21 protein-coding genes and 1 pseudogene are annotated in these 20,949 nt (G+C 77.5%); 14 read left to right on the forward strand and 8 right to left on the reverse strand.

Features of this window, described 5'->3' with window-relative positions:
- Window positions 1-32 precede the first annotated feature (32 nt).
- The 6 genes from paaA (at window position 33) to WA616_RS02535 (ending at window position 4,394) form a co-directional block, all read left to right on the forward strand.
- Window positions 33-1,010 (forward strand): 1,2-phenylacetyl-CoA epoxidase subunit PaaA, encoded by a 978-nt coding sequence (gene paaA, locus WA616_RS02510; protein ID WP_336027028.1) that lies wholly within the window; start codon window positions 33-35, stop codon window positions 1,008-1,010.
- Window positions 1,007-1,375 carry a 1,2-phenylacetyl-CoA epoxidase subunit PaaB gene (gene paaB / locus WA616_RS02515; protein WP_442901964.1) on the forward strand — a complete coding sequence of 123 codons (369 nt, stop codon included), beginning with the start codon at window positions 1,007-1,009 and terminating at the stop codon, window positions 1,373-1,375. The genes paaA and paaB overlap by 4 nt, the downstream gene beginning before the upstream one ends.
- A 50-nt stretch (window positions 1,376-1,425) precedes the next feature.
- Entirely contained in the window at window positions 1,426-2,334 is a 909-nt protein-coding gene (paaC, locus tag WA616_RS02520) for a 1,2-phenylacetyl-CoA epoxidase subunit PaaC (protein ID WP_336027030.1), read from the forward strand.
- Window positions 2,331-2,834, forward strand: coding sequence for a 1,2-phenylacetyl-CoA epoxidase subunit PaaD (paaD, locus tag WA616_RS02525; protein WP_336027032.1), 504 nt, complete (start codon window positions 2,331-2,333; stop codon window positions 2,832-2,834). The genes paaC and paaD overlap by 4 nt, the downstream gene beginning before the upstream one ends.
- 80 nt (window positions 2,835-2,914) lie before the next feature.
- Window positions 2,915-3,991: a 1,2-phenylacetyl-CoA epoxidase subunit PaaE gene (paaE, locus tag WA616_RS02530; RefSeq protein WP_336027033.1), complete on the forward strand. Its 1,077-nt coding sequence runs from the start codon at window positions 2,915-2,917 to the stop codon at window positions 3,989-3,991.
- Window positions 3,992-3,995: 4 nt separating this feature from the next.
- The gene (locus WA616_RS02535) at window positions 3,996-4,394 is read left to right on the forward strand and encodes a thioesterase family protein (RefSeq protein WP_336027035.1); all 399 of its coding nucleotides are present in this window, start codon (window positions 3,996-3,998) and stop codon (window positions 4,392-4,394) included.
- On the opposite strand, the gene WA616_RS02540 is transcribed toward WA616_RS02535, so the two are convergent.
- A complete protein-coding gene (locus tag WA616_RS02540; protein ID WP_336027037.1) occupies window positions 4,391-4,831 on the reverse strand; it encodes a DUF5709 domain-containing protein in 441 nt (146 codons plus the stop codon). The two genes, WA616_RS02535 and WA616_RS02540, sit on opposite strands and share 4 nt — an antisense overlap.
- 290 nt (window positions 4,832-5,121) lie before the next feature.
- Here WA616_RS02540 and WA616_RS02545 point away from each other — a divergent pair, with 290 nt between their 5' ends.
- Window positions 5,122-5,274, forward strand: a complete 153-nt coding sequence (locus WA616_RS02545; protein ID WP_175562833.1) for a hypothetical protein — start codon at window positions 5,122-5,124, stop codon at window positions 5,272-5,274.
- Between the two features lie 57 nt (window positions 5,275-5,331).
- Here the strand turns inward: WA616_RS02545 and WA616_RS02550 are convergent, their stop codons facing one another.
- The gene (locus WA616_RS02550) at window positions 5,332-6,663 is read right to left on the reverse strand and encodes an FAD-binding oxidoreductase (RefSeq protein ID WP_336027039.1); all 1,332 of its coding nucleotides are present in this window, start codon (window positions 6,661-6,663) and stop codon (window positions 5,332-5,334) included.
- Between the two features lie 175 nt (window positions 6,664-6,838).
- Between WA616_RS02550 and WA616_RS02555 the strand changes: the two genes are divergently transcribed.
- Window positions 6,839-9,715, forward strand: a complete 2,877-nt coding sequence (locus tag WA616_RS02555) for a BTAD domain-containing putative transcriptional regulator (protein ID WP_336027041.1) — start codon at window positions 6,839-6,841, stop codon at window positions 9,713-9,715.
- 1 nt (window position 9,716) lies between these two features.
- On the opposite strand, the gene mug is transcribed toward WA616_RS02555, so the two are convergent.
- On the reverse strand, window positions 9,717-10,229 hold the full coding sequence (gene mug, locus WA616_RS02560) for a G/U mismatch-specific DNA glycosylase (protein WP_073420032.1): 513 nt from the start codon (window positions 10,227-10,229) through the stop codon (window positions 9,717-9,719).
- On the opposite strand from mug, the pseudogene WA616_RS02565 reads away from it, so the two are divergent.
- Window positions 10,228-10,497, forward strand: a pseudogene (locus WA616_RS02565) (hypothetical protein); the annotation flags it as partial. The gene mug and the pseudogene WA616_RS02565 overlap by 2 nt on opposite strands.
- Before the next feature lie 74 nt (window positions 10,498-10,571).
- The gene (locus tag WA616_RS02570; RefSeq protein WP_336027044.1) at window positions 10,572-11,447 is read left to right on the forward strand and encodes an MFS transporter; all 876 of its coding nucleotides are present in this window, start codon (window positions 10,572-10,574) and stop codon (window positions 11,445-11,447) included.
- Between the two features lie 28 nt (window positions 11,448-11,475).
- Here the strand turns inward: WA616_RS02570 and WA616_RS02575 are convergent, their stop codons facing one another.
- The gene (locus WA616_RS02575; RefSeq protein ID WP_336027046.1) at window positions 11,476-12,336 is read right to left on the reverse strand and encodes an SGNH/GDSL hydrolase family protein; all 861 of its coding nucleotides are present in this window, start codon (window positions 12,334-12,336) and stop codon (window positions 11,476-11,478) included.
- A 73-nt stretch (window positions 12,337-12,409) separates the two neighbouring features.
- Window positions 12,410-12,898 carry a VOC family protein gene (locus tag WA616_RS02580; RefSeq protein ID WP_336027048.1) on the reverse strand — a complete coding sequence of 163 codons (489 nt, stop codon included), beginning with the start codon at window positions 12,896-12,898 and terminating at the stop codon, window positions 12,410-12,412.
- Between the two features lie 202 nt (window positions 12,899-13,100).
- Here WA616_RS02580 and WA616_RS02585 point away from each other — a divergent pair, with 202 nt between their 5' ends.
- A complete protein-coding gene (locus tag WA616_RS02585) occupies window positions 13,101-15,818 on the forward strand; it encodes a LuxR family transcriptional regulator (protein ID WP_336027050.1) in 2,718 nt (905 codons plus the stop codon).
- A gap of 31 nt (window positions 15,819-15,849) precedes the next feature.
- Here the strand turns inward: WA616_RS02585 and WA616_RS02590 are convergent, their stop codons facing one another.
- On the reverse strand, window positions 15,850-16,149 hold the full coding sequence (locus WA616_RS02590; protein WP_073420035.1) for a PspC domain-containing protein: 300 nt from the start codon (window positions 16,147-16,149) through the stop codon (window positions 15,850-15,852).
- Between the two features lie 113 nt (window positions 16,150-16,262).
- Here WA616_RS02590 and WA616_RS02595 point away from each other — a divergent pair, with 113 nt between their 5' ends.
- Entirely contained in the window at window positions 16,263-17,225 is a 963-nt protein-coding gene (locus tag WA616_RS02595) for a YihY/virulence factor BrkB family protein (protein WP_336027054.1), read from the forward strand.
- Between the two features lie 4 nt (window positions 17,226-17,229).
- Here WA616_RS02595 and WA616_RS02600 read toward each other — a convergent pair whose 3' ends face one another.
- Window positions 17,230-18,258 carry an LLM class flavin-dependent oxidoreductase gene (locus tag WA616_RS02600; protein WP_336027055.1) on the reverse strand — a complete coding sequence of 343 codons (1,029 nt, stop codon included), beginning with the start codon at window positions 18,256-18,258 and terminating at the stop codon, window positions 17,230-17,232.
- A 192-nt stretch (window positions 18,259-18,450) separates the two neighbouring features.
- Window positions 18,451-18,639 (reverse strand): hypothetical protein, encoded by a 189-nt coding sequence (locus tag WA616_RS02605; RefSeq protein ID WP_073420038.1) that lies wholly within the window; start codon window positions 18,637-18,639, stop codon window positions 18,451-18,453.
- 201 nt (window positions 18,640-18,840) lie between these two features.
- On the opposite strand from WA616_RS02605, the gene WA616_RS02610 reads away from it, so the two are divergent.
- Both WA616_RS02610 and WA616_RS02615 read left to right on the forward strand, forming a co-directional pair.
- Window positions 18,841-20,481 carry a glycoside hydrolase family 13 protein gene (locus WA616_RS02610; RefSeq protein ID WP_336027058.1) on the forward strand — a complete coding sequence of 547 codons (1,641 nt, stop codon included), beginning with the start codon at window positions 18,841-18,843 and terminating at the stop codon, window positions 20,479-20,481.
- 71 nt (window positions 20,482-20,552) lie between these two features.
- On the forward strand, window positions 20,553-20,936 hold the full coding sequence (locus WA616_RS02615) for a YchJ family protein (RefSeq protein ID WP_336027060.1): 384 nt from the start codon (window positions 20,553-20,555) through the stop codon (window positions 20,934-20,936).
- The last annotated feature ends 13 nt before the right edge of the window (window positions 20,937-20,949 follow it).

Below are 20,949 nucleotides of genomic sequence, written 5' to 3' on the forward strand. Positions count from 1 at the left end.
CACGGTCAGTAAATAGCTCGAGGGGAGACCCGATGTCCGCGCCGACGCTCGACCGGCCCGCGGTGGACGAGACCGCCCTGCAGGCCCAGTTCGACGCCACGATCGCGGCCGACCACCGCGTCGAGCCGCGCGACTGGATGCCCGAGGGCTACCGGAAGACGCTGGTGCGCCAGATCGCCCAGCACGCGCACTCGGAGATCATCGGGATGCAGCCCGAGGGCGACTGGCTGCTGGCCGCCCCGAGCCTGCGGCGCAAGGCGGTGCTGCTGGCCAAGGTGCAGGACGAGGCCGGCCACGGGCTGTACCTGTACTCCGCGGCCGAGACGCTCGGCGCCGACCGGGCCGACCTCACCGACAAGCTCATCGAGGGCCGGCAGAAGTACAGCTCGATCTTCAACTACCCGACGCTCACCTACGCCGACGTCGGCGTCATCGGCTGGCTGGTCGACGGCGCGGCCATCTGCAACCAGGTGCCGCTGTGCCGCTCCTCCTACGGGCCCTACGCCCGGGCGATGATCCGCGTCTGCAAGGAGGAGTCGTTCCACCAGCGGCAGGGCTACGAGCTGCTGATGACGATGATGCGCGGCACCCCCGAGCAGCGGGCCATGGTGCAGGACGCCGTCGACCGCTGGTGGTGGCCCTCGCTGATGATGTTCGGCCCGCCCGACGACGACAGCCCCAACTCGGCGCAGTCGATGGCGTGGGGCATCAAGCGGCACAGCAACGACGAGCTGAGGCAGCGCTACGTGGACATGTCGGTGCCGCAGGCGCAGGTGCTCGGCGTGACGCTGCCCGACCCCGACCTGCGGTGGGACGAGGAGAGCGGGCACTGGCGCTCCGGGCCCATCGACTGGGCGGAGTTCAAGCGGGTGATCGCCGGCGACGGCCCGGCCAACGCCGAGCGCATCCGCCGGCGCCGGGCCGCCCGCGACGACAACGCCTGGGTGACCGAGGCCGCGACGGCCTACGCCGCGAAGCACGCCGCCGAGCACGCCGGATCCGCGGCATGAGCACCGACGTCACCGCCGAGGGCGGGCACGGCGCCGTCCCCACCGGTCCCGAGGTGCCGGTCGAGCCGCGCCCGCGGACGGTGAGGCGGGACTGGCCGCTGTACGAGGTGTTCGTGCGCGGCAAGCGCGGCCTGAACCACGTGCACGTCGGCTCGCTGCACGCGCCCGACGACGAGATGGCCGTGCACGCGGCCCGCGACCTCTACACGCGGCGCAACGAGGGCGTGAGCATCTGGGTGGTGAAGGCGGCCGACATCACCGCCTCGAGCCCCGACGAGAAGGACCCGATGTTCGCCCCGAGCGGCGACAAGGTCTACCGCCACCCGACGTTCTACGAGATCCCCGAGAACGTCCCCCACATGTGAGCGGGCCCCTGTCGGCCTTTGTAGCGCTATCGGCCCCAGGGAGGGCAGGCATGCACGAGGAGACCGTCTACGACGCGCTGACCAACGCGCACGACGACGCCGGGCACTGGGCCTTCGGCACCGGCTTCGACGAGCCGCTGGCCGGCGTCGACACCACCGTCCCCGACGGCGTCGACCCCGCCGACCTCGGCGTCTACTGCCTGATGCTCGGCGACGACGCCCTCGTGCTCGCGCAGCGGCTCACGCAGTGGATGACCAACGCGCCGGAGCTCGAGGAGGAGGTCGCCCTCGGCAACACCGGCCTGGACCTGCTCGGCCAGGCCCGGCTGCTGCTGGCCCGGGCGGGCTCGGCCGGCGTCCTCGGCCGCTCCCGGTCGCTGGCGACGGCGTCGATCCCCGACGAGGACGCCCTCGCCTACTTCCGCGACGCCGACGAGTTCCGCAACACCGGCCTGGTGGAGGCGGAGAACGGCGACTTCGCGCGGACGATGGTGCGGCTGCTGGTCGCGTCCACCGTGCGGCTGGCCGTGTTCGCGCGGCTGCGGGAGTCCCGCGACCCGGTGCTCGCGGCCATCGCCGCCAAGGGCGTGCACGAGCTGGCCTACCACCGCGACCACGCCGCCCGCTGGGTGCTGCGCCTGGGCGACGGCACGCCCGAGTCGCACCGCCGCGCGCAGGACGGCGTCGCCGCGGTGTGGCCGCTGATGGCCGACCTGTTCACCGCCACCGACGTCGAGCGCCGGCTGGTCGCCGCGGGCGTCGCCGTCGACCCGGCCGCCGTCCGCGACGAGGTGCGCGAGGTGCTCACCACCGTGCTGGAGCGCGCCACCCTGACCGTGCCGCCGTGGCCGGACGACGCCGCCCCGCGCGGCCGGGAGGGGCGGCACGGCGAGGAGCTGACGGCACTGCTCGCGACGCTTCAAGGCCTGGCGCGCCAGCACCCGGCGGCGACCTGGTGAGCGCCGTGATCGCCGACCCGCGCGCCGTCGCGGAGACCGTCACCGACCCCGAGCTGCCGGCGCTGACGCTCGCCGACCTGGGCGTGCTCCGCGACGTCCGGGTGCACGACGGCACCGTCGTCGTCGACATCACCCCCACCTACTCCGGCTGCCCGGCGATGGGCGTCATGCGCGCCGACCTCCTGCACGCGCTGCACTCGGCCGGCTTCGACGACGTCGAGGTACGCACCGTCCTGTCGCCGGCCTGGTCCACCGACTGGATCACCGAGGACGGCCGCCGCAAGCTCGCCGAGGCCGGCATCGCCCCGCCCGGCCCCGCCCCCGAGCGAACCGCCGGGCCCGTGCCGCTGCAGCTCGGGCCTCCCCGCCGGACGGCGTCCTGCCCGCTGTGCGGGTCGGCCGACACCGAGCAGATCAGCGAGTTCGGCGCGACGGCGTGCAAGGCGCTGCGCCGGTGCCGCAGCTGCCGGGAGCCGTTCGAGCACGTGAAGGAGATCTAGTGCCGCGACAGGGAGTGAGCATCGCAGCGAGCGCCAGCGAGCGAGGAGCGGAGCGACCGCGGAGCGGCACCGAGGGCGGAGTGAGCGCGCCCCCGCGCCGCCGGCCGCAGTTCCACCCACTGACCGTCGCGGGTGTCGAGCGGCTCACCGACGACGCCGTCGCCGTCACCTTCGACGTACCCGCCGAGCTGGCCGAGGACTACGCCTTCCGGCCCGGGCAGGCGCTGACGCTCCGGCGGGTGGACGGCGACCGCGACGAGCGCCGCTCCTACTCCATCTGCGCGCCGGTGGGCGCCGCGCCGCGGGTCGGCGTCCGCGAGGTGCCCGGCGGCTTCTTCTCCTCCTGGCTGGTGCACGAGGTGCGCCCCGGCGACGCCATCGAGGTGCTGCCGCCGTCGGGGACCTTCACCGCCGACCTGTCGACGCCGGCCGACCACGTCTTCGTCGTCGCCGGCTCCGGCATCACGCCCGCGCTGTCGCTGGCGAGCACGGTGCTGCGCGACGGCGAGTCGACCGTCACCGTCTTCTACGGCAACCGCCGCACCAACACCGTCATGTTCGCCGACGAGCTCGCCGACCTGAAGGACGCCCACGGCCCCCGGCTGCAGCTGGTGCACGTGCTCTCCCGCGAGCCGCGCGACGCCGAGCTGACCAGCGGCCGGCTCGACGGCGACCGGCTGCGCAGCCTGGTGTCGAACCTGGTCGAGGTGGAGCGGGTGGACCACTGGTGGCTGTGCGGGCCGCACGGGATGGTCACCGACGCCCGCGCGCTGCTGGCCGAGCTCGGCGTCCCGGCCGAGCGGGTGCACCAGGAGCTGTTCTTCGTCGACGACGTCCCACCGGAGCCGGTGCGCGGCGACGACGCGACCGTCGAGGGGCCGAGCAGCCAGGTGACCGTCGTCCTCGACGGACGGTCCACCACGCTGGCGCTGCCGCGGGAGGAGACCGTGCTGGACTCCGCCCAGCGGGTGCGCTCGGACCTGCCGTTCGCCTGCAAGGGCGGCGTGTGCGGAACCTGCCGCGCCCGGGTCACCGACGGCGAGGTGGAGATGCGGCGGAACTACGCGCTGGAGCCGCGCGAGGTCGAGGCGGGGTACGTGCTCACGTGCCAGACGCTGCCGCGCTCCGACGCCGTCACCGTCGACTTCGACGCCTGACGCCGTGCGGCCGCCCGCCGTCGGCGACGTCGCCGTGCTCGAGGTCGTCGTCACCGAGGCGATGACGGTCGACTTCGACCGGCTGGGCCCGGTGCACCCCGTCTACGCCACGTACTCGATGGCGAAGCACTTCGAGGAGGCCGGCCGGGTGCTCCTGCTGCGGCACCTGGAGCCGGGCGAGGCGGCGGTCGGCACGGCGGTGTCGGTGGAGCACCTGGCGCCGGCCTGGCCCGGCGACCGGGTGCGGGTGACCGCCACGTGCACCGCGGTGGCGGGCAACCGGGTCACCTGCGCCTGCCGGGCGGAGGACGCGGCCGGCCGCGAGCTCGGCCACGGCACCACCGGGCAGGCGGTGCTGGCGGAGGAGGTCCTCGCCGCCCGCCTCACCCGGCCGCCGGGCTAGCGGTCGCCGCGCACCACGTGGACGGCGGCCTCCTCGGCGGACGCCGCTCCGCCGTCGATGCCGAGGTCGTCGGCCAGGAGCTCGTCCTCGCCGTCGGCCACGCCGTCGTCGTCGAGGTCGGCCAGCCGGCCGGCGCGGGCGTCGCCCACCTCGTCGTCGCGCAGCTCGCCGTCGCCGCCGGCGAGGTCGCCGAGCTCGTCCCCGTCGTCGTCGCCGGAGCCGTCGGGCAGCTCGCGGGCGAGCTGGCCGTCGAGGCCCTCGCCGGAGGCCTCCTCGCGGTCGGTGGTGCCCCACTCCTGCACGCCCCAGGGCCGCTCGGGCGGGGACCAGCCGGTGTCGAGCGGGTCGTCCCCGTCCTCCAGCGTGTCCTCCCGCTCGAGCAGGCCGGTGGCCTCCTCGGGATCGGTGCCGTCGGTGCCGTAGCTCTCGCGGTCCACGCCTGTCTCCTCGGGGTGCGGTCGGGACGGACGGCGCTGTCCGGGGCGCTCACCCTGCCACGCGCGGTGCCGCCGACGGGAGGCCCGTCGCACTCACCCGACCTCGCCGCGCGGTGCCCGACCTCGCGCTGCGGGGCGAGGTCGGGCACCACGGCGGGAGGGGCACGCGCGACGGCATCGCGCGAGGTCACGGCGCGAGGGCGGGTGTGACGGAGCGAGCAGCCCCGGATGCGGCACCGACCGCGCCCGCGGCCGGACACTGGAGGCGAGCCCACCTCCCAGGAGACCCCGTGGACACGTCGCTGACCGAACTGCACGAGCACTACGCCCGGCGGGTCGAGGCCGCCGTCGCCGAGGACCGGATGGACCTCGTGCGCGAGCTGTACGAGGACTACTTCGACGAGGCGCTGCGCCGCCTGCTGGCGACGACCGCCACCGCCTGACCCGCCGCCTGACCCGCCGCCTGATCCGGCGGCGGCCGGCCGCCTGAGCCGCCGGCCTCAGCGCGGCGCCGCACCCTCCAGCACCCGGTGCGGGTCGGCGTCGGCGGCCAGCGCGGCGAGCCGATCCCGGACGGCGGGCGTCGGCGTCCGGGCCAGCACGTCGGGCACCGCGGCGAAGCCGTGCGCGGGCTCCCGGCCGCCCAGGTCGGGGCCGAACACGGCCGCGACGTCGTCCGTGCAGGCGCGGGTGGCGGCGCGGTCCTCGCTGCCGGCGCCGCCGGTCACGAGCACCGCCAGCCGCGCGTCGCGGTGGCAGACCGCGCTCGGCCGCTCGGGCACCCACCCGAGCGCCCCGCCGAGCAGCCGCAGCTCCACCGTGCGGGGACGGCTCCCCCGCACCGCCCGCAGCACGGCGCCCGCGCCGTCGTCGGGCAGCCGGTCGGCCAGCAGCGAGGAGCCGGGGTCCGTCACCTGCTGCGGCGTGGCCAGCCCGGCCGGTCCGCGCGGCGCGATCTCGGAGTCCAGCGGTCGCCCCCCGGCGGCCAGCGGGCCGAGCAGCCCGTCGAGCACGGCGACGCCGTCCTCCGGGTCCCCCGCCCACGCGAAGCGCACGGCCACGCCGCCCTCCCCGTGCCGCGGCCGGGACAGCACCAGCGAGGTGCCGGCCTGCGCGGGCAGCGTCGCGGTCCAGGCGCGCCAGGCGTCGAGCACCCGCGCGGCGTCGGCCGGGACCCAGCGCAGCTGCCCGCCGTAGCGCGGCCCCGCGGCGAGCAGGTCGAGCTCGACGGCGGTGACCACACCCAGCGCCGCGCCGCCGCCGCGCAGGCCCCAGAACAGCTCCGGCTCGTCGTCCGGCGTCACCCGGCGCAGCGCGCCGTCACCGGTGACCACCTCGACGGCGCGGACGCGGTCGGCGGCCAGCCCGTACGTGCGCGCGAGCGGGCCGACGCCACCGCCGGTGACCGTGTCCGCCACCCGCTCGGAGGCCGAGCCACCGGTCAACGGCGTGAGGCCGTGCCGGCCGGCCTCGCCCGCGAGCTCGCGCCAGCTCACCCCGGACCCGACCCGGGCCCAGCCGGCCGGGGAGACGGTGACCTGGGCGAGCCGGTCGGGGTCGACGGTCAGCCGCCGCGCCGGCCCGCCGGGGCGGCCCGCCCCACCGGATGCGCCCGGCCCGCCGGACCGGCCCGGCCCCCGGACGGCGAGCGCCACCCCGTGCCGGCCGGCCAGCCGCACGGCGGCGACGACGTCGGACACCTCGGCGACCTGCACCATCGCCCCGGCGGCGCCGGCCCCCTCGGTCAGCCGGGCGCCGTGCGACAGGCGGGAGCGCAGCGTCGCGGTCAGGTCGGGCGGCAGGGCGGGCGGGGCGGCGGTCGCGGACGTCACTGTCTCTCCAGGGTGCAGGGGTGCGGTGCGGGGAGAGCGTCGGCCGCCGCCCTTGGTGTGTCCTTGGTGCGCGCTTGGGTGCCTGCTCACGGGCGCGGACCCGGAGGTCACGGAACGGACGAGGGACGCAGCGGAGGGCACCACGCGCGGGTTCCGGAACTTAGGCTGCGCCGCGATGTCCGCGACCTCGTTCCGCGTGCTCGGCCCCGTGGAGGTCCGGCGCGACGGCTCCCTGCTCGCCCCCCAGTCCCCCAAGCACCGCGCGGTGCTCGCCGCGCTGCTCCTCGACCCCGGCCGCACCGTGCCGGTCGACCTGCTCGTCGACCGGGTGTGGAGCGGCAACCCGCCCGCCGCGGTGTCGGCGACGCTGCAGTCGATCGTGTCCCGGCTGCGCCGCGAGCTCGAGCCCGACGTCACCGGCGGCCGCTGGACGGTGCTGGTCACCCGGGAACCCGGCTACCGGCTGGAGGTGGCGCCGGAGGACGTCGACGCCGTCCGGTTCGTGCAGCTCCTGCGCACCGCCCGCGACCTCGCCGCCCGCGACGAGCCGGCGGCCGCCCGCGAGGCGGTCACCGAGGGCCTGGCGCTGTGGCGGGGCCCGGCCTACGCCGACGTGTCGGCGACGTTCGCCGCCGAGGAGTCCGAGCGGCTGGAGCAGCTGCGGCTGGCCGCCCGCGAGCTCGCCGCCGAGCTGGACCTGCGGCTGGGCCGGCACGCCGAGATCGTCGACGACGTCCGAGAGCTGCTGCGCGCCGAGCCGCTGCGCGAGGGCCTGCGCGGCTCGCTGATGCTGGCGCTGTACCGGTGCGGCCGGCAGGCGGAGGCGCTGGAGGTCTACGAGGAGGGACGGCGGCTGCTCGCCGACAGCCTCGGCGTCGACCCGGGCCGGCCGCTGCAGTCGCTGTACGCGCAGATCCTCCGGCAGGACCCGGCACTGGCCGGGTCGGGCACGGTCCGGCCGGCGCCCGCCCCCGCCGCCGAGGCGGCGCCCGCCCCCGAGCGCCCCGCCGCCCGCCCGCTGCCGCCGCTGCCGGTACCGCTGACGGCGTTCGTCGGCCGGGAGCGCGAGCTCGCCCAGCTCGGCGCCGCCCTCGCCGGCCCGCGGCTGGTCACGCTCGTCGGGCCCGGCGGCAGCGGCAAGACGCGCCTGGCGCTGGAGGCCGCCCGCCGCCGCCCGGCCGGGGCGCCGCCGGCGGTGCTGGTAGAGCTGGCCGGCGTCACCGACCCCGACCTGGTGGCCGCGCAGGTGGCCGGCGTCCTCGGCGTCACCCTCGCCGGGGGCGACCCGCTCGGCGCGGTCGCCACCGCGCTGCAGGACCGGCCGCTGCTGCTCGTCCTCGACAACTGCGAGCACGTGGTCGAGGCGGCGGCGACCGCCTGCGCCGAGCTGCTGCCGCGCTGCCCCGAGCTGCGGGTGCTGGCCACCTCGCGGGAGCCGCTGGGCCTGCCCGGCGAGGCGGTGCTGCCCTGCGGGCCGATGCCGGCCGGCGCCCCGGGCAGCGACGCCGAGCAGCTGTTCCTCGACCGCGCCCGGCTGGTCGCCCCGCACCTGGCCGACCCGTCGGAGGACGACCTGCGGCAGGTCCGCGACCTGGTGGCCGCTCTCGACGGGCTGCCGCTGGCCGTCGAGCTGGCCGCCGCCTGCCTGACCACGCTGCCGCTGGCGGAGGTGGCCGGCCGGGTCGACGACCGGTTCGCCCTGCTGTCCGGTGGCTGGCGCACCGCGGTGCCGCACCAGCGCACGCTCGCGGCCACCGTGCAGTGGAGCGTCGACCTGCTCTCCCCGCCCGAGCTCGCCGTCTACCGCGCCGTCGCGGTGCTGCCGGGCACGTTCGGGCCCGACCTGGTCGAGGCCGTGGCCGGTCCCGAGGTCGACGGCGGCGCGCTGGAGCTGCTGCGGGTGCTGGTGGCCAAGTCGCTGGTGGAGCTCGACCACGGCACCGGGCGCTACCGGATGCTCGAGACGCTGCGCCAGTACGCCGAGCAGGGCCTCGACGACGCCTTCGGCCGGCGGCTGCGCGACCGGCTCACCCGCTTCGCCGTCGACCTGACCGAGCGGCTCGAGCCCACGCTGCGCCGTCCCGAGTGGACCGCGAGCGCCCGCCGGCTCGACGCCGAACAGCCCGCCCTGCGCGCCGCGCTCGGGCACGCGCTGGCCACCGGGCAGGGCGAGGCCGCGCTGCGGATCGGGTCGGCGCTGTCGTGGTGGTGGTACCGCCGCGGGCACGTGGCCGAGGGCCGCCGCTGGCTGGCCGCCGCCCTGGACGCCACCCCGGGCGCGCCGGCGTCCGTGCGCAGCGGCGCGCTGCTCGGCGACGCGCTGCTGGCCTACCTGTCCGGCGACGTCGCCTCGATCTGGGCGCGCACCAACGAGATCGTCGACGTCGCCGACGACGGGTCCGACGGCGTGCTGGCGCTCGCCCTGGTGCTGCGCGGCTTCGTGCGGGCCCTGCTCGGCCAGGCCGACCCCGACGGGCAGACGCCCAAGGACATCGCCCGCGGCCTCGAGCTCGCGCAGGCGCCGGGCATCGAGTGGGTGCAGGCCGAGATCGCGATGACGCTCGGCCAGTTCTCCCGCGTGGCCGGGGACGTCCCGGGCGCGCTGGAGCACCTCGGCCGGGCCGAGCAGCTCGCGCTGGGGCTGGGGCACTCGTGGGCGCACTCGTCGGTGCTGTGGATCCGGGCGAAGGTGCTCACCGACGCCGGCCGCGCGGACGAGGCGCTGGCCGACCTGTGGCGGATGGTCGACCTGACCCACCGCGAGGGCGACGCCACCGGCACCCTGGCGGGGCTGCTCGCCGCGGTCGGCGCGGCCACGGCGTCCGGCGACGCGTGGGCCGGCGGGGTGCTGCTCGGCGCGGTGCAGGCCAACGCCCGGCTGGTCGGCTACGACCCGCTGCGGATGGACCCGATGGACGGGCAGCGCTACGTGGCCGCCACCCAGGCGGCGCTGCCGGCCGACGACCTGGTGGCCGCGCAGGCCGAGGGCGCGGCGCTGGACGCGGGCGGCGCGGTGGCGCTGGTCGGCCGGCTGGCGGGCGCGACCGTCTGAGTCACGGGCGCAGCCCGGCGTAGAGCCGGGCGAGGTCGGGCAGCTGGTGGTGGGCGTTGAGGCCGCTGGGGTTGGGCAGCACCCAGGTCTGCGCCCCCGCCAGCGACTCCTCCTGCCGCCCCCACCCGGCGCGCGGGCGGCCGGTGGCCAGCCGCCAGGCGGTGACGCCGAGGACCGCCAGCACCCGCGGCCGGTACTCCGCCACCAGGGCGGTGAGCGACCGCAGCCCGTCGCGCAGCTCCTCGGGCGTGAGCTCGGCAGCGGTGCGGGTGGGCCGGTCGGCGAGGTTGGTGACGCCGAGGCCGTACCGCGGCAGCTCGCCGTCCTCCTCCGGCGCCAGCCGCCGCGGCGTGAGCCCGGCCAGGTGCAGCGCCGGCCAGAACCGGTTGCCCGGCCGGGCGAAGTGGTGGCCCCGCTCGGCCGACAGCAGCGACGGGTTGATCCCGCAGAACAGGACGTCGAGGCCGGGGGCGACGACGTCGCGCAGCGGCTTGGCCCGCGCTCCGGTCCCCATGCCCCGGGAGTCTCCCCGCGCGGGCGCCTGCGAGCATCGCCCGGTGCGGGGACGGGGGGACGCGGCGCTGCCGCGCGAGGTGGGCGTGCTGGCCGTCGTCGCGTTCGTCGTGGCGCTGGGGTTCGGCATCGTCGCCCCGGCGATCCCGCTGTTCACCCGCGCCTTCGGCGTGGGGACGACGGCCGTCGGGCTCGCGGTGAGCGCCTTCGCCTTCTTCCGCTTCGTCTCCGCGTTCGGCGGCGGGTCGCTGGTCGAGCGGCTCGGCGAGCGGGTGGTGCTGGCGTCCGGCCTGGCGATCGTCGCACTGACCACCGGCGCGGCGGGCCTGGCGAGTCGTTCCCGGTGTTCCTCGTGCTGCGCGCCGCGGGCGGGGTGGGCAGCGCCATGTTCACCGTCGCGGCGCTGGCGCTGCTGCTGCGGGTGGCGCCGCCGACCCACCGCGGCCGCGCCGCCGCCACCTACCAGGGCGGCTTCATCCTCGGCGGCATCGCGGGGCCGGCGGCCGGTGGGCTGCTCACCGAGGTGTCGCCGCGGCTGCCGTTCTTCCTCTACGCGGCGGCGCTGCTGGTGGCCGGCGCCGTCGCGCTCGTCCTGCTCCGCGCCCCGGCCGGCGCGCCCGCCCCGGCTCCCGCCCCCACCGCGCCGGACGCCCTGCCGCTGCGCGCGGCGCTGCGCTCGCGGGCCTACGTGGCGGCGCTGGTCGCCAACCTCGGCGTCGGTTGGGTGCTGTTCGGGGTGCGCAACTCGCTGGTGCCGCTGTACGTGACCGAGGAGCTGGGCCGCGGCGCCGCCTGGGCCGGGGCGGGCCTGCTGGCGGGCTCGGCGGCGCAGGCGCTGGCGCTGCTGCGCTCGGGCCGGCTGGCCGACACCTGGGGACGGCGGCCGGCGCTCCTGCTCGGGTCGGCCACCGGCACCGCGGCGCTGGCGCTGCTGGTGCTGCCCCCGCAGACCGGCGTCTTCCTGCTCTCGATGGCCACCTACGGCCTGGCCGCGGCGCTGCTGGCCAGCGTGCCGGCGGCGCTGGTGGGTGACGTGAGCCCCGCCCGCGGCGGCCGGGTGGTGGCGGTGTTCCAGATGTCGGCCGACCTCGGCGCCGTCGCCGGGCCGCTGGTGGCCGGCTGGCTGACGGACGTCGCCTCCTACCAGGTGGCGTTCGGGGTCAGCACCGCGGTGGTGGCCGCCGGGCTCGTGGCGGCCCTGGCCCTCCCGCGGCGCTGAGCCCGGACGGGGTCCCGGCCGACCCGGGTCAGCGCAGCCGCAGCACCTCCTGCGCCCGGGCGGCCATGCCGGCCTCGCCGAGGGCGTTGGGGTGCACGATCACCGCGTTGGTGCCCTGCAGCACCGGCTCCACCCAGCGCACGCCCAGCGGCGCGCACGCGTCCCGGCCCTCGGAGACCGGCGCGAGGTCGACGAAGGTCACGCCGGTCTCCCGCGCCGCGCGCGCCACGGCGTCGTTGAGGGTCGCCTGCAGCGAGCGCAGGTACGGGACGTCGCCGGCGGCCACCTGCATGCGGTCGAAGCAGCCGCCGGAGGCCGGGAGGATCCACGGGTAGCCGAGGATCGCCACCCGCGCCCGCGGGGCCGCCTCGCGCACCGCGCTCAGCGCCCGCACCAGCGCCGGGTAGGTGGTGGTGCGCACGGTGTCCTCGAACGAGCTGCCGTAGGTGTCGCGGCAGGGGCTGCCCTGGCCGAGCGTGAGCAGGCCGGCAGCGGAGCAGCGCAGAAGCGACTGGATGAACACGCCGCTGTCGTTGCCGCCGATGGTCATCGTGACCAGGTCGGTCTCCGCCGACAGCGCCTCCAGCTGCGGCGGCACGCCCGGGTGCTGCGCCTCGAAGTAGTCGTCCGTGTCGGCGCCGCCGCAGGTGACGTCGGTCAGCCGGGCGCCGATCGCCTGCGCCAGCACGTGCGGGTAGTTGCGGGTCGACCGCAGGCACTGCGGCGCGGCGGTGAGGTCCGGCGGCAGGACACCGGAGGCCGCGCTGTAGGAGTCCCCCAGGGCGACGTGGTCCAGGGGCTCGCGCGGCGGCGGGGCGGCCGCCGCGGGCGGGACCAGGAGGACCACGCCGGCGAGGGCGGCGAACAGGACGGCGATCAGGCGGCGCAAGCGGACCACTCCATCGGGGCCGGGGGACGACGACGCCGTGCTCAACGACGGCGACCCGATCGGGTGACGGTGCTCACCCTCCGACGGCGTCGACCCCGGCGGCGGCCAGCACCTCGCGCGCCCGGACGTCGAGCCGCTCCTGCGTCAGCCCGGGCTCCCGCAGCTCCGCGTACGCCGCGGCGAGCACCGCGTTCGGCACGGTGAACTCCAGCGCGATGCCGTCGGGGTCGCGCAGGTTGAGGTGCCAGCCGAAGGGCATCTCCCGGATCGGCGTGTACGTCGCGCCCATGGCCGCCAGCTGCGCCTCCCGCGCCCGCAGCTCCGCCAGGGAGCCGCAGGCGAGGCCGACGTGGTCGAGGCCGGTGCGCCGCTCGTCGAAGCGGCCGCCCGCACCCCCGTTGAGGGCCAGCGACAGCGTGAAGCCGGTGGCGGGGTGGACGAGCACCCGCACGGTCCCGAAGTCGGCCAGCCGGAGCAGGTCGAGCAGCTCGCCGTAGAAGCGCTGGCTCGCGTCGAGGTCGGTCACCGTGAGGGTCAGGTGGTCGACGGCGGGGGCGGTCACCGGGACCCCCGCGGCGGCCGCGGCGGCCGCGGCAGCGGGTACAGCGGCGCCCCGAACAGGCGCGCGAGACACCTCAGCTGCAGCGTGAGCGGCGATAGGGTCCGGCCCGGTGTCGTGGTCATGGCGTCCTCCCGAGGGTCTCCTGCCGGACGAGCGTGCGGCCGGCGGGCGAGCGGTCGCGTCGGGGAGAACCCCCGACCTCGTGGGCCGCGCGGCGGAGGTCGGCCGCCTCGACCGGCTCCTGGACGGCGCCCGCTCGGGCCGCGCCGGGCTGCTCGTGGTCGAGGGCGGGCCCGGCGTCGGCAAGACCGCCCTGCTGCGCACCGCCGCCGCCCGCGCGGCGGGCTTCGGCCGGGTCACCGCCCGCGGCATCGAGTCCGACGCGGCGCTGCCATACGCCGTCCTCGGCGAGCTGCTGGCACCGCTGCGGCCGCTGCTCGGGGAGGTCCCGGCCGGCCAGGCCGGTGCCCTGGCCGCCGCGCTCGGCTGGGGGCCGGCCGGCGTCCCGGGCGACCGGCACCTCGTCGCCGCGGGCACCCTGTCGCTGCTCGCCGCGGCCGCCGCGGAGGCCCCGCTGCTGGTCACCGTCGACGACCTGCAGTGGGCCGATCCGCAGTCGGCCGGGGCCGTCCTGTTCGCCGCGCGCCGGATGCACGCCGACCGGGTCGCCGTCGTCGTGGCCCGGCGCCCCGGGCCGGAGCCCGTCGCCGGCGACGACGTCCTGCGCCTGGCCGACCTCGACCCCCCCGCCGTCCCGGACCTGCTGGCCGGCGCCGTCGCCGGTCCGGTCGCCCGCCGGCTCGCCGCCCGGCTCGGCGGCAACCCGCTCGCGCTGCGGGAGGTGGCCGCGGCGCTGTCCCCGGCGCAGCGGTCCGGTGCGGAGCCGCTGCCCGCCGAGCTGCCGGCCGGCCCGGGGCTCTCCGGCGCGTTCGGGCCGGAACTGGCCGCACTGCCCGCGGGCGCGCGGCAGGCGGTGCTGCTGGTGGCCGCCTCCGAGGACGGCCGCGCCGCCACGGTGGCCGCCGCCCTGGCCCGGGCGGGGCTGGACGCCGACGCGGCCCTCGACGAGGCCGAGCGGCGCGGCGTCCTCGTGCGGTCCGGCGGGGTGCTCGACCTGCGGCACCCGCTGCTGCGCGGCCTCGCGTGGAGCCGGGCCTCCCCGGCGGAGCGGCGCCGCGCGCACCGGCTGCTCGCCGAGGCCACTCCCGACGGGGACGACGTCGCCCGCACCTGGCACCGCGCGCTGGCCACCACCGGCCCCGACGAGGCCCTGGCCGGCGAGCTCGCGGCCGTGGCCGGCCGGGCGCGGGAGCGTCGCGGCTTCGCCGCCTCCTCGGCCGCCCTGGAGCGGGCCGCCGCGCTCACCGGCGACGCCGCCCGCTCCGCCGCGCTGCTCGCCGGGGCCGTCCGGGACGCGGCGCTCGGCGGGGACACGGCGCGCGCCCGCTCCCTGGGGGACGCCGTCCTGCGCGGCCCGGCCGCACCGGCCGTCCGCGGCGAGGTGCTGGCCGTGCTCGGCCGGGTCGAGCAGGACACCGGCTCGGTGCCCGCCGCCCGCGACCTGCTGGAGTCCGCGGCCGGGCTCGCGGAGGGCCGCACCGCGGTCTGGGCGCTCACCGACCTCGCCGTCGTCGGGCACCGGCTGGGCGACGTCGCCGGCATCCGGGCGGCGGCCCGGCGCGCGGCCGCCGTCGCGGACGACGCGGATCCGCTGCAGCGCGCGCTCGCCGCGTGGGTCGCCGGGCTCGCCGCGGTGTCCGGCGGGGACCTCGACGCCGGCCGGGCACTGCTGCAGCGGTCGGTGCGCACGATGGAGGACACGGCCGGGCTGCGCGCGGAGCCCCGGCTGCTCCCCCTGCTGGTGCTGGCCGTCGGGTGGCTCGCCGACCCCCTGACCCTCGTGCCGGTGGTCGAGCGGCGGGTGCGCGAGGCGCGGGCCGCCGGGGCGCTCGGTGTCCTGGTCGCGGTGCTGGCGATGACCGCGCACGGCCGGGTGCAGCTGCTCGGCGACCATGCGGGCGCCTTCGCCGACGCCGGGGAGTCCGTCGAGCTCGCCGGGCAGCTGGGGTACGTCGCCGACGCCGCGCCGGCGCACGAGCTGCTCGCCTGGGAGTACGCCGCCCGCGGCCGGCACGACGACGCCGAGCGGCACCTCGGGCGGGCCCGCGCGCTCGTCGTCCGCGCCGGGACGGCCGGCGTCGCCGCGCACCTCGCCCTGTCCGCCGCCGCGTGCGCGCTGTGCCGCGGGGACCTGACCACGACGGCGCGGCTGCTGGAGGAGCGGCTGGCCGCCGACGGCGGCAGCGGGGCGCTCGGCGAGCCGCTCGGGGTGGCGCCGCTGCTGGTGGAGGCGTGGACGGGGCTCGGCCGGCGGACCGAGGCAGCCGACCTCGCCGCCCGCTACGGCGCCGTGTCGCGGTCCCCGTCCCCGGCGACCGCGGCGCTCGTGGCCCGCTGCCACGCCCTGGCCTGCCCCGACGACGACGCGGCGGTCGCCCTCTTCCGGGACGCGCTGGCCGCGCACGCCGCCGGGCCCGACCGGTTCGAGGAGCCGCACACCCGGCTGCTGCTCGGCGAGCGGCTGCGCCGGGCCGGCCGCCGGGTGGCCGCCCGCGAGGAGCTCACCGCGGCCGCCGACGCGTTCGCGGAGATGGAGCTGACGGCCTGGGCCCGGCGGGCGGAGGAGGAGCTGCGGGCCACCGGGCGGACCGCGCGGCCCCGCCGGGCGCTGCCGGAGGAGCCGCTGACCCCGCAGGAGGTGCGGATCGCCGCGCTCGCGGCCGGCGGCGCCTCCAACCGCGAGATCGCCGCGGAGCTGTTCCTCAGTCCGAAGACCGTGGAGCACCACCTGAGCGGCGTCTACCGCAAGCGGGGCCTGCGCTCCCGCGTCCAGCTGGCCCGGCTGTTCCCGCCCGGCTGAGCGCCGGGCCGGAGGGTGCCCGGGGGGACGGTCAGCGGGGCGTCCCGCCGAGCCTGCCGGAGAGGCGCTCGACCGCCTCGTCGACCCGGCGCGGCTGCTCGCCCGGGGCCAGGGGCACCGGCGGGGTCAGCACCCACAGGGCGGCGTAGAGGACGATCCCGGCGCCGCCGGCGAGGGTCAGCGCGACGAACAGGACGCGCCACAGCACCGTGTCGACGCCGGTGTAGTCGGCGAGGCCGGCGCTGACGCCGCCCAGCATCGCGCCGGACCGGGCGCGGCGGAGCTCGCGGCGGGGGGTCGGGGGGAGGGCGGTCTGCGGTGTCGATGTCATGTCCCGAGCCTGCCGCCGGGCGCACCGGCGGGGTATCCGGCGATCCCCTGGACCGCCCCGGATCCGCGCGCTCCGGGGATGCCCGGGCGCTCCCCCGACGGGACACTCCGTGCATGGCCGACGCCTCCGGCACCGGCGTCGCGCACGACGCCTCGTCCCCCCACCGGATCCCGCCCCGGGGCTGGCTCCAGGTGCTGCGCCGGTCGCTGCGCCAGGCGTTCGGCGAGCGGTTGATGGTGCAGGTGTCCGCCGTCGCCTTCTTCGCGCTGCTGTCGATCGCTCCGGTGCTGGTGACGGCGCTGTCGATCTACGGCGCCCTCAACTCCCCCGGCTCGGCGCTGCGCCAGCTCTCGGACATGGCCGCGGTGCTGCCCGACGACCTCGAGCCGCTCGTCGCCGAGCAGCTCACCACGATCACCACCGCGTCCGGCCAGGTGCTCACCCTCCGCGGGCTCACCGGGCTGGCGGCCGCGCTGTGGACGGCGACGACGGCGGCCACCTACCTGGTCGACGCGCTGACGCTGGCCTACCACGAGCGCGAGACCCGGGGCGTGCTGCGCCGCAGCGGGCTGGGCCTCCTCCTCGTGCTGGGCGGGGCGGTGCTGCTGGGCGCTGCCATCGCCGTGCGCGGGCTGGTGGCGTCGGTCCTGTCCGCCGCGCCCCGCGCGGTGCGGAACCTGGAGCCGCTGCTCGTCTGGGTCGGCGTCGCCGCGCTCATGGTGTTCGTGTGCGCGGTGCTCTACCGGGTCGGTCCCGACCGGCGGCAGGCGCGGTGGCGCTGGATCAGCGGGGGTGCGGTGCTGGCGACCGGCCTGTGGGTGGCGACGTCGCTGGCGCTGTTCGCCTACGTGCAGGGCCTCGGCGACTACACCGCCACCTACGGCTCCCTGGCCGGCGTGGCGATCAGCATGGTGTGGCTGTGGCTGAGCGTGTTCCTGGTCGTGTTCGGCGCGGTGGTCAACGCCGAGGCCGAGCGGCAGACCGAGCGCGACTCGACCGTCGGGCCCGACCGGCCGCTGGGCGAGCGGGGCGCCGTCGTCGCCGACAGCGCCCCGCCCTACCCGGAGGACGCCTGAGCGCTCAGGAGGAGGCCACCCGCGGGGCCACCTCGGTGCCGAGCAGCTCGATGCCGCGCAGCAGGTCGGCGTGGGCGAGCCGGGGGTTGGTCATCTGGATCGACACCCGGTCGACGCCGCCGAGCTGGCCGGAGATGCGCACCAGCTTCTCGGCGACGGTGTCCGGGTCACCCATGAAGAAGGCGCCGTCGGGCCCGCTGGTGGCGTCGAACTGCGCCCGGGTCGGCGGGGCGAAGCCGCGCTCGCGGGAGACCTTCGTGAACATCTCGTGCCAGCCCGGGTACACGGTGTCGGCGGCGGCCTTCGTGCTGTCGGCGACGAAGCCGAAGACGTGCAGCCCCACCTGCAGCCGCTCGGGCGCGTGGCCGGCCCGCTCGCCGGCCTGGCGGTAGAGGTCGACGAGCGGCGCGAACTGGCGGGGCTCGCCGCCGATGATCGCGACCATCAGCGGCAGGCCGAGCAGCCCGGCGCGGACGAAGGACGTCGGGGTGCCGCCGACGCCGACCCACACCGGCAGCGGGTCCTGCAGCGGGCGCGGGTAGACGCCCTGGCCGGTGAGCGCCGGGCGGTGCCGGCCCGACCAGGTGACCCGCTCGGACTCGCGGATGCGCAGCAGCAGGTCGAGCTTCTCGTCGAACAGCTCGTCGTAGTCGGCCAGCGACAGGCCGAACAGCGGGAACGCCTCGGTGAACGAGCCGCGGCCGACGACGAGGTCGATGCGGCCCCGGCTGATCAGGTCGAGCGTGGCGAACTGCTGGAACACGCGCACCGGGTCGGCGGCCGACAGCACGGTGACGGCGCTGCCGAGCCGGATGCGCGAGGTGCGGGCGGCCGCGGCGGCGAGGATGACCGGCGGCGCGGAATCGTAGTACTCGGGGCGGTGGTGCTCGCCGATGCCGAACGAGTACAGGCCCACCCGGTCGGCGGTCTCGATCTCCTCGAGCAGGTCGGCCATGCGCTCCTCGGGCCCGACGGCCCGCCCGGTGGACGGGTCCGTCACCGCCGCCACGAAGCTGTCGACGCCCAGGTGCACGGCGCTCCTCCTCCGGTCGCGCGGGACACCCGCCCCGCTGTCGTCAAACGTTCAACCACAGTGAACCAGGGTGGCGTCCCGGACCTTCCCCGGAGACGACGGCGCCCCTCCGGCGGGGGAGCCGGAGGGGCGCGTCGGGCAGTGCGGTGGAGCGCCGTGCGGTGGAGCGGAGTGCGGTGGAGCGACGTGCGGTCAGGCGGCGTGCGTGCGGGCGTCGTCGTCCGGGCGCGGGCGCGGCACCGCCGGGCGGTCCTGCCGTCCGGCCCGCAGGCCGGCGAGGTGCCAGGAGGTGCAGTCGGGGCAGCTGGCGATCCAGACGTGCCGGGGGTGGCGGTGGCAGACGGCGCGGTCGGCCGCGGGAGCGGCCGGGGTGCTGGTCATGGCGCGTTCTTCCTGTGCCGCCCCGTCGGGCGGCTCGTGACTCGTGGGACGGCTGGTGCAACACCGTCACCCGTCCGGGGCATCCGGGATGTGCCCGACGACACCGCCACCAGCCGATTCGGCGACACCTGACAAGGTGCGTCTCACCCTTCGTGATCAGCGGTGGGCGACCGGACGGCCGGATGGGCCGATCCTTCCCGCATGTCCGCTCGACTCGTCGCTGCCGGCACCGCCGCCGGCCAGCAGCCGTGGTCCCGGCCGGCTCCCGTCCAGGAGCAGCCCTGGTGGCGCTCGGCCGTCGTCTACCAGGTGTACCTGCGCTCGTTCGCCGACGGCAACGGCGACGGCATCGGCGACCTGGCCGGCCTGCGCGCCCGCCTGCCCTACCTCTCCTGGCTGGGCGTCGACGCGCTGTGGATCAACCCGCACTACCCCTCGGGTGGCGCGGACGGCGGCTACGACGTCGTGGACTACCGGGCCGTCGACCCCGAGTACGGCGACGTGTCCGACGTCGAGGCCCTGGTCGCGGACGCGCGGAAGCTCGGCCTGCGGGTCGTGCTCGACGTCGTCCCCAACCACACCTCCGACCAGCACCCCTGGTTCCAGGCGGCGCTGGCCGACCCGGACTGCCCCGAGGCGTCGCGCTACCACTTCCGGCCGCCGTCGGAGGAGCCGCCGAACAACTGGCGCTCCCTGTTCGGCGGGCCGGCCTGGTCGCGCACCCCGGACGGCCGCTGGTACCTGCACCTGTTCGCGCCCGAGCAGCCCGACCTCAACTGGCGCGACCCGGTCGTGGCCGACGACTTCGAGCGGACCCTGCGCTTCTGGCTCGACCGCGGCGTGAGCGGCTTCCGCGTCGACGTCGCCTACGGCCTGCACAAGGACGCCGGGCTGCGCGACAACCCCGGCACCTACTCCCCCACCCTGTTCGGGCACGGCCCCGAGCAGGCCATGACCTGGAACCAGCCCGAGGTCCACGACGTGTGGCGCCGCTGGCGCGCGGTCTGCGACGAGTACCCGGACACCATGCTGGTCGGCGAGGTGTGCCTGGCCGACCTCGACGAGGTCGCCCTGTACTCCCGGCCCGACGAGCTGCACCAGTCGCTGTCGTTCCGGCTGCTCAAGTCCCGCTGGGAGACCACCGCCTTCACCGAGGCGATCGGCAGCGCCCTGGACGCCTTCGGCAAGGTCGGCGCCCCGGTGTCGTGGGTGCTGGGCAACCACGACAAGGACCGGATGGTCACCCGCTTCGGCGGCGGCGAGACCGGCCTGGCGCGCGCCCGCGCCGCGGCCCTGCTGCTGCTGTCGCTGCCCGGCTCGGCCTACGTCTACGCTGGCGACGAGCTGGGCCTGCCCCAGGCGCACGTCCCCGACGAGGCCAAGCAGGACCCGATCTTCCACCGCAGCAACGGCGAGCGCGCCGGCCGCGACGGCTGCCGCGTCCCGATGCCGTGGAACGCCACCCCCGGCATCGGCTTCTCCCCCGCCCGCGCGGCGAAGCCGTGGCTGCCGGTGCCGGCCGAGTGGCGGCAGTACGCCGTCTCCCGGCAGACCCGCGACTCCTCCTCCGTGCTGCACCTCTACCGCGAGGCGCTCGCGGTCCGCGCCGAGCAGCCGGCGCTCGGCACCGGCGAGGCCACGGTCAGCAGCCGCGGCGACGTGCTCACCGTCCGGTGCACCGGCGAGGGCCGCACGGTCCGCTGCGTGGTCAACATGGGCAGCGAGCCGGTGCTGGTGCGCTCCCGCGGCCGGGTGCTGCTGGAGTCCGGCCCCGGCGTGCACACCTCGGCCCGCTCGGTGGCGCTCCCGCCGGACACCGCCGTCTGGATCGCCGAGGACTGAGGAAGGACCCCTCCGCCCCCCGCCACTCGCGAGCTCCCGGCGGGACCCTGCGGAGGGGCCAGACTGCGACGGTGACCCCGACGCGCTGCCCCTGCGGATCCGGCCTGCCCTACGCGGACGACTGCGGCCGCCTCCACGACGGGAGCGCGGCCGCGGCCACCGCCGAGCAGCTCATGCGCTCGCGGTACAGCGCCTTCGCCGTCGGCGACCCCGCCTATCTGCTCGCCACCTGGGACCCGGCCACCCGGCCACCCACGCTCGAGCTCGACCCGGGCGTGCGCTGGACCGGCCTGGAGGTGCTCGCCACCACCGGCGGCGGGCTGTTCGACGCCGAGGGCACGGTCACCTTCCGCGCGCACGCACGCGCCGGTGGGCAGGACACCGTGCAGGCCGAGCACAGCCGCTTCCGCCGGCGGGACGGCCGCTGGGTGTACGTCGACGGCGACCCGGTCTGAGCGGCCCGGCCTG

The sequence above is a fragment of the Geodermatophilus sp. FMUSA9-8 genome, from assembly GCF_037034165.1.
GTDB lineage: Bacteria > Actinomycetota > Actinomycetes > Mycobacteriales > Geodermatophilaceae > Geodermatophilus > Geodermatophilus nigrescens.

Excerpts from the sequence above, each read along its gene's own strand:
- paaB (WP_442901964.1), top strand. The coding sequence starts at position 1,007 with ATGAGCACCGACGTCACCGCCGAGGGCGGGCACGGCGCCGTCCCCACC.
- paaA (WP_336027028.1), top strand. The coding sequence starts at position 33 with ATGTCCGCGCCGACGCTCGACCGGCCCGCGGTGGACGAGACCGCCCTG.
- paaC (WP_336027030.1), top strand. The coding sequence starts at position 1,426 with ATGCACGAGGAGACCGTCTACGACGCGCTGACCAACGCGCACGACGAC.
- WA616_RS02605 (WP_073420038.1), bottom strand. The coding sequence starts at position 18,639 with ATGACCAGCACCCCGGCCGCTCCCGCGGCCGACCGCGCCGTCTGCCAC.
- WA616_RS02590 (WP_073420035.1), bottom strand. The coding sequence starts at position 16,149 with ATGACATCGACACCGCAGACCGCCCTCCCCCCGACCCCCCGCCGCGAG.
- WA616_RS02610 (WP_336027058.1), top strand. The coding sequence starts at position 18,841 with ATGTCCGCTCGACTCGTCGCTGCCGGCACCGCCGCCGGCCAGCAGCCG.
- mug (WP_073420032.1), bottom strand. The coding sequence starts at position 10,229 with ATGGGGACCGGAGCGCGGGCCAAGCCGCTGCGCGACGTCGTCGCCCCC.
- WA616_RS02595 (WP_336027054.1), top strand. The coding sequence starts at position 16,263 with ATGGCCGACGCCTCCGGCACCGGCGTCGCGCACGACGCCTCGTCCCCC.
- WA616_RS02555 (WP_336027041.1), top strand. The coding sequence starts at position 6,839 with ATGTCCGCGACCTCGTTCCGCGTGCTCGGCCCCGTGGAGGTCCGGCGC.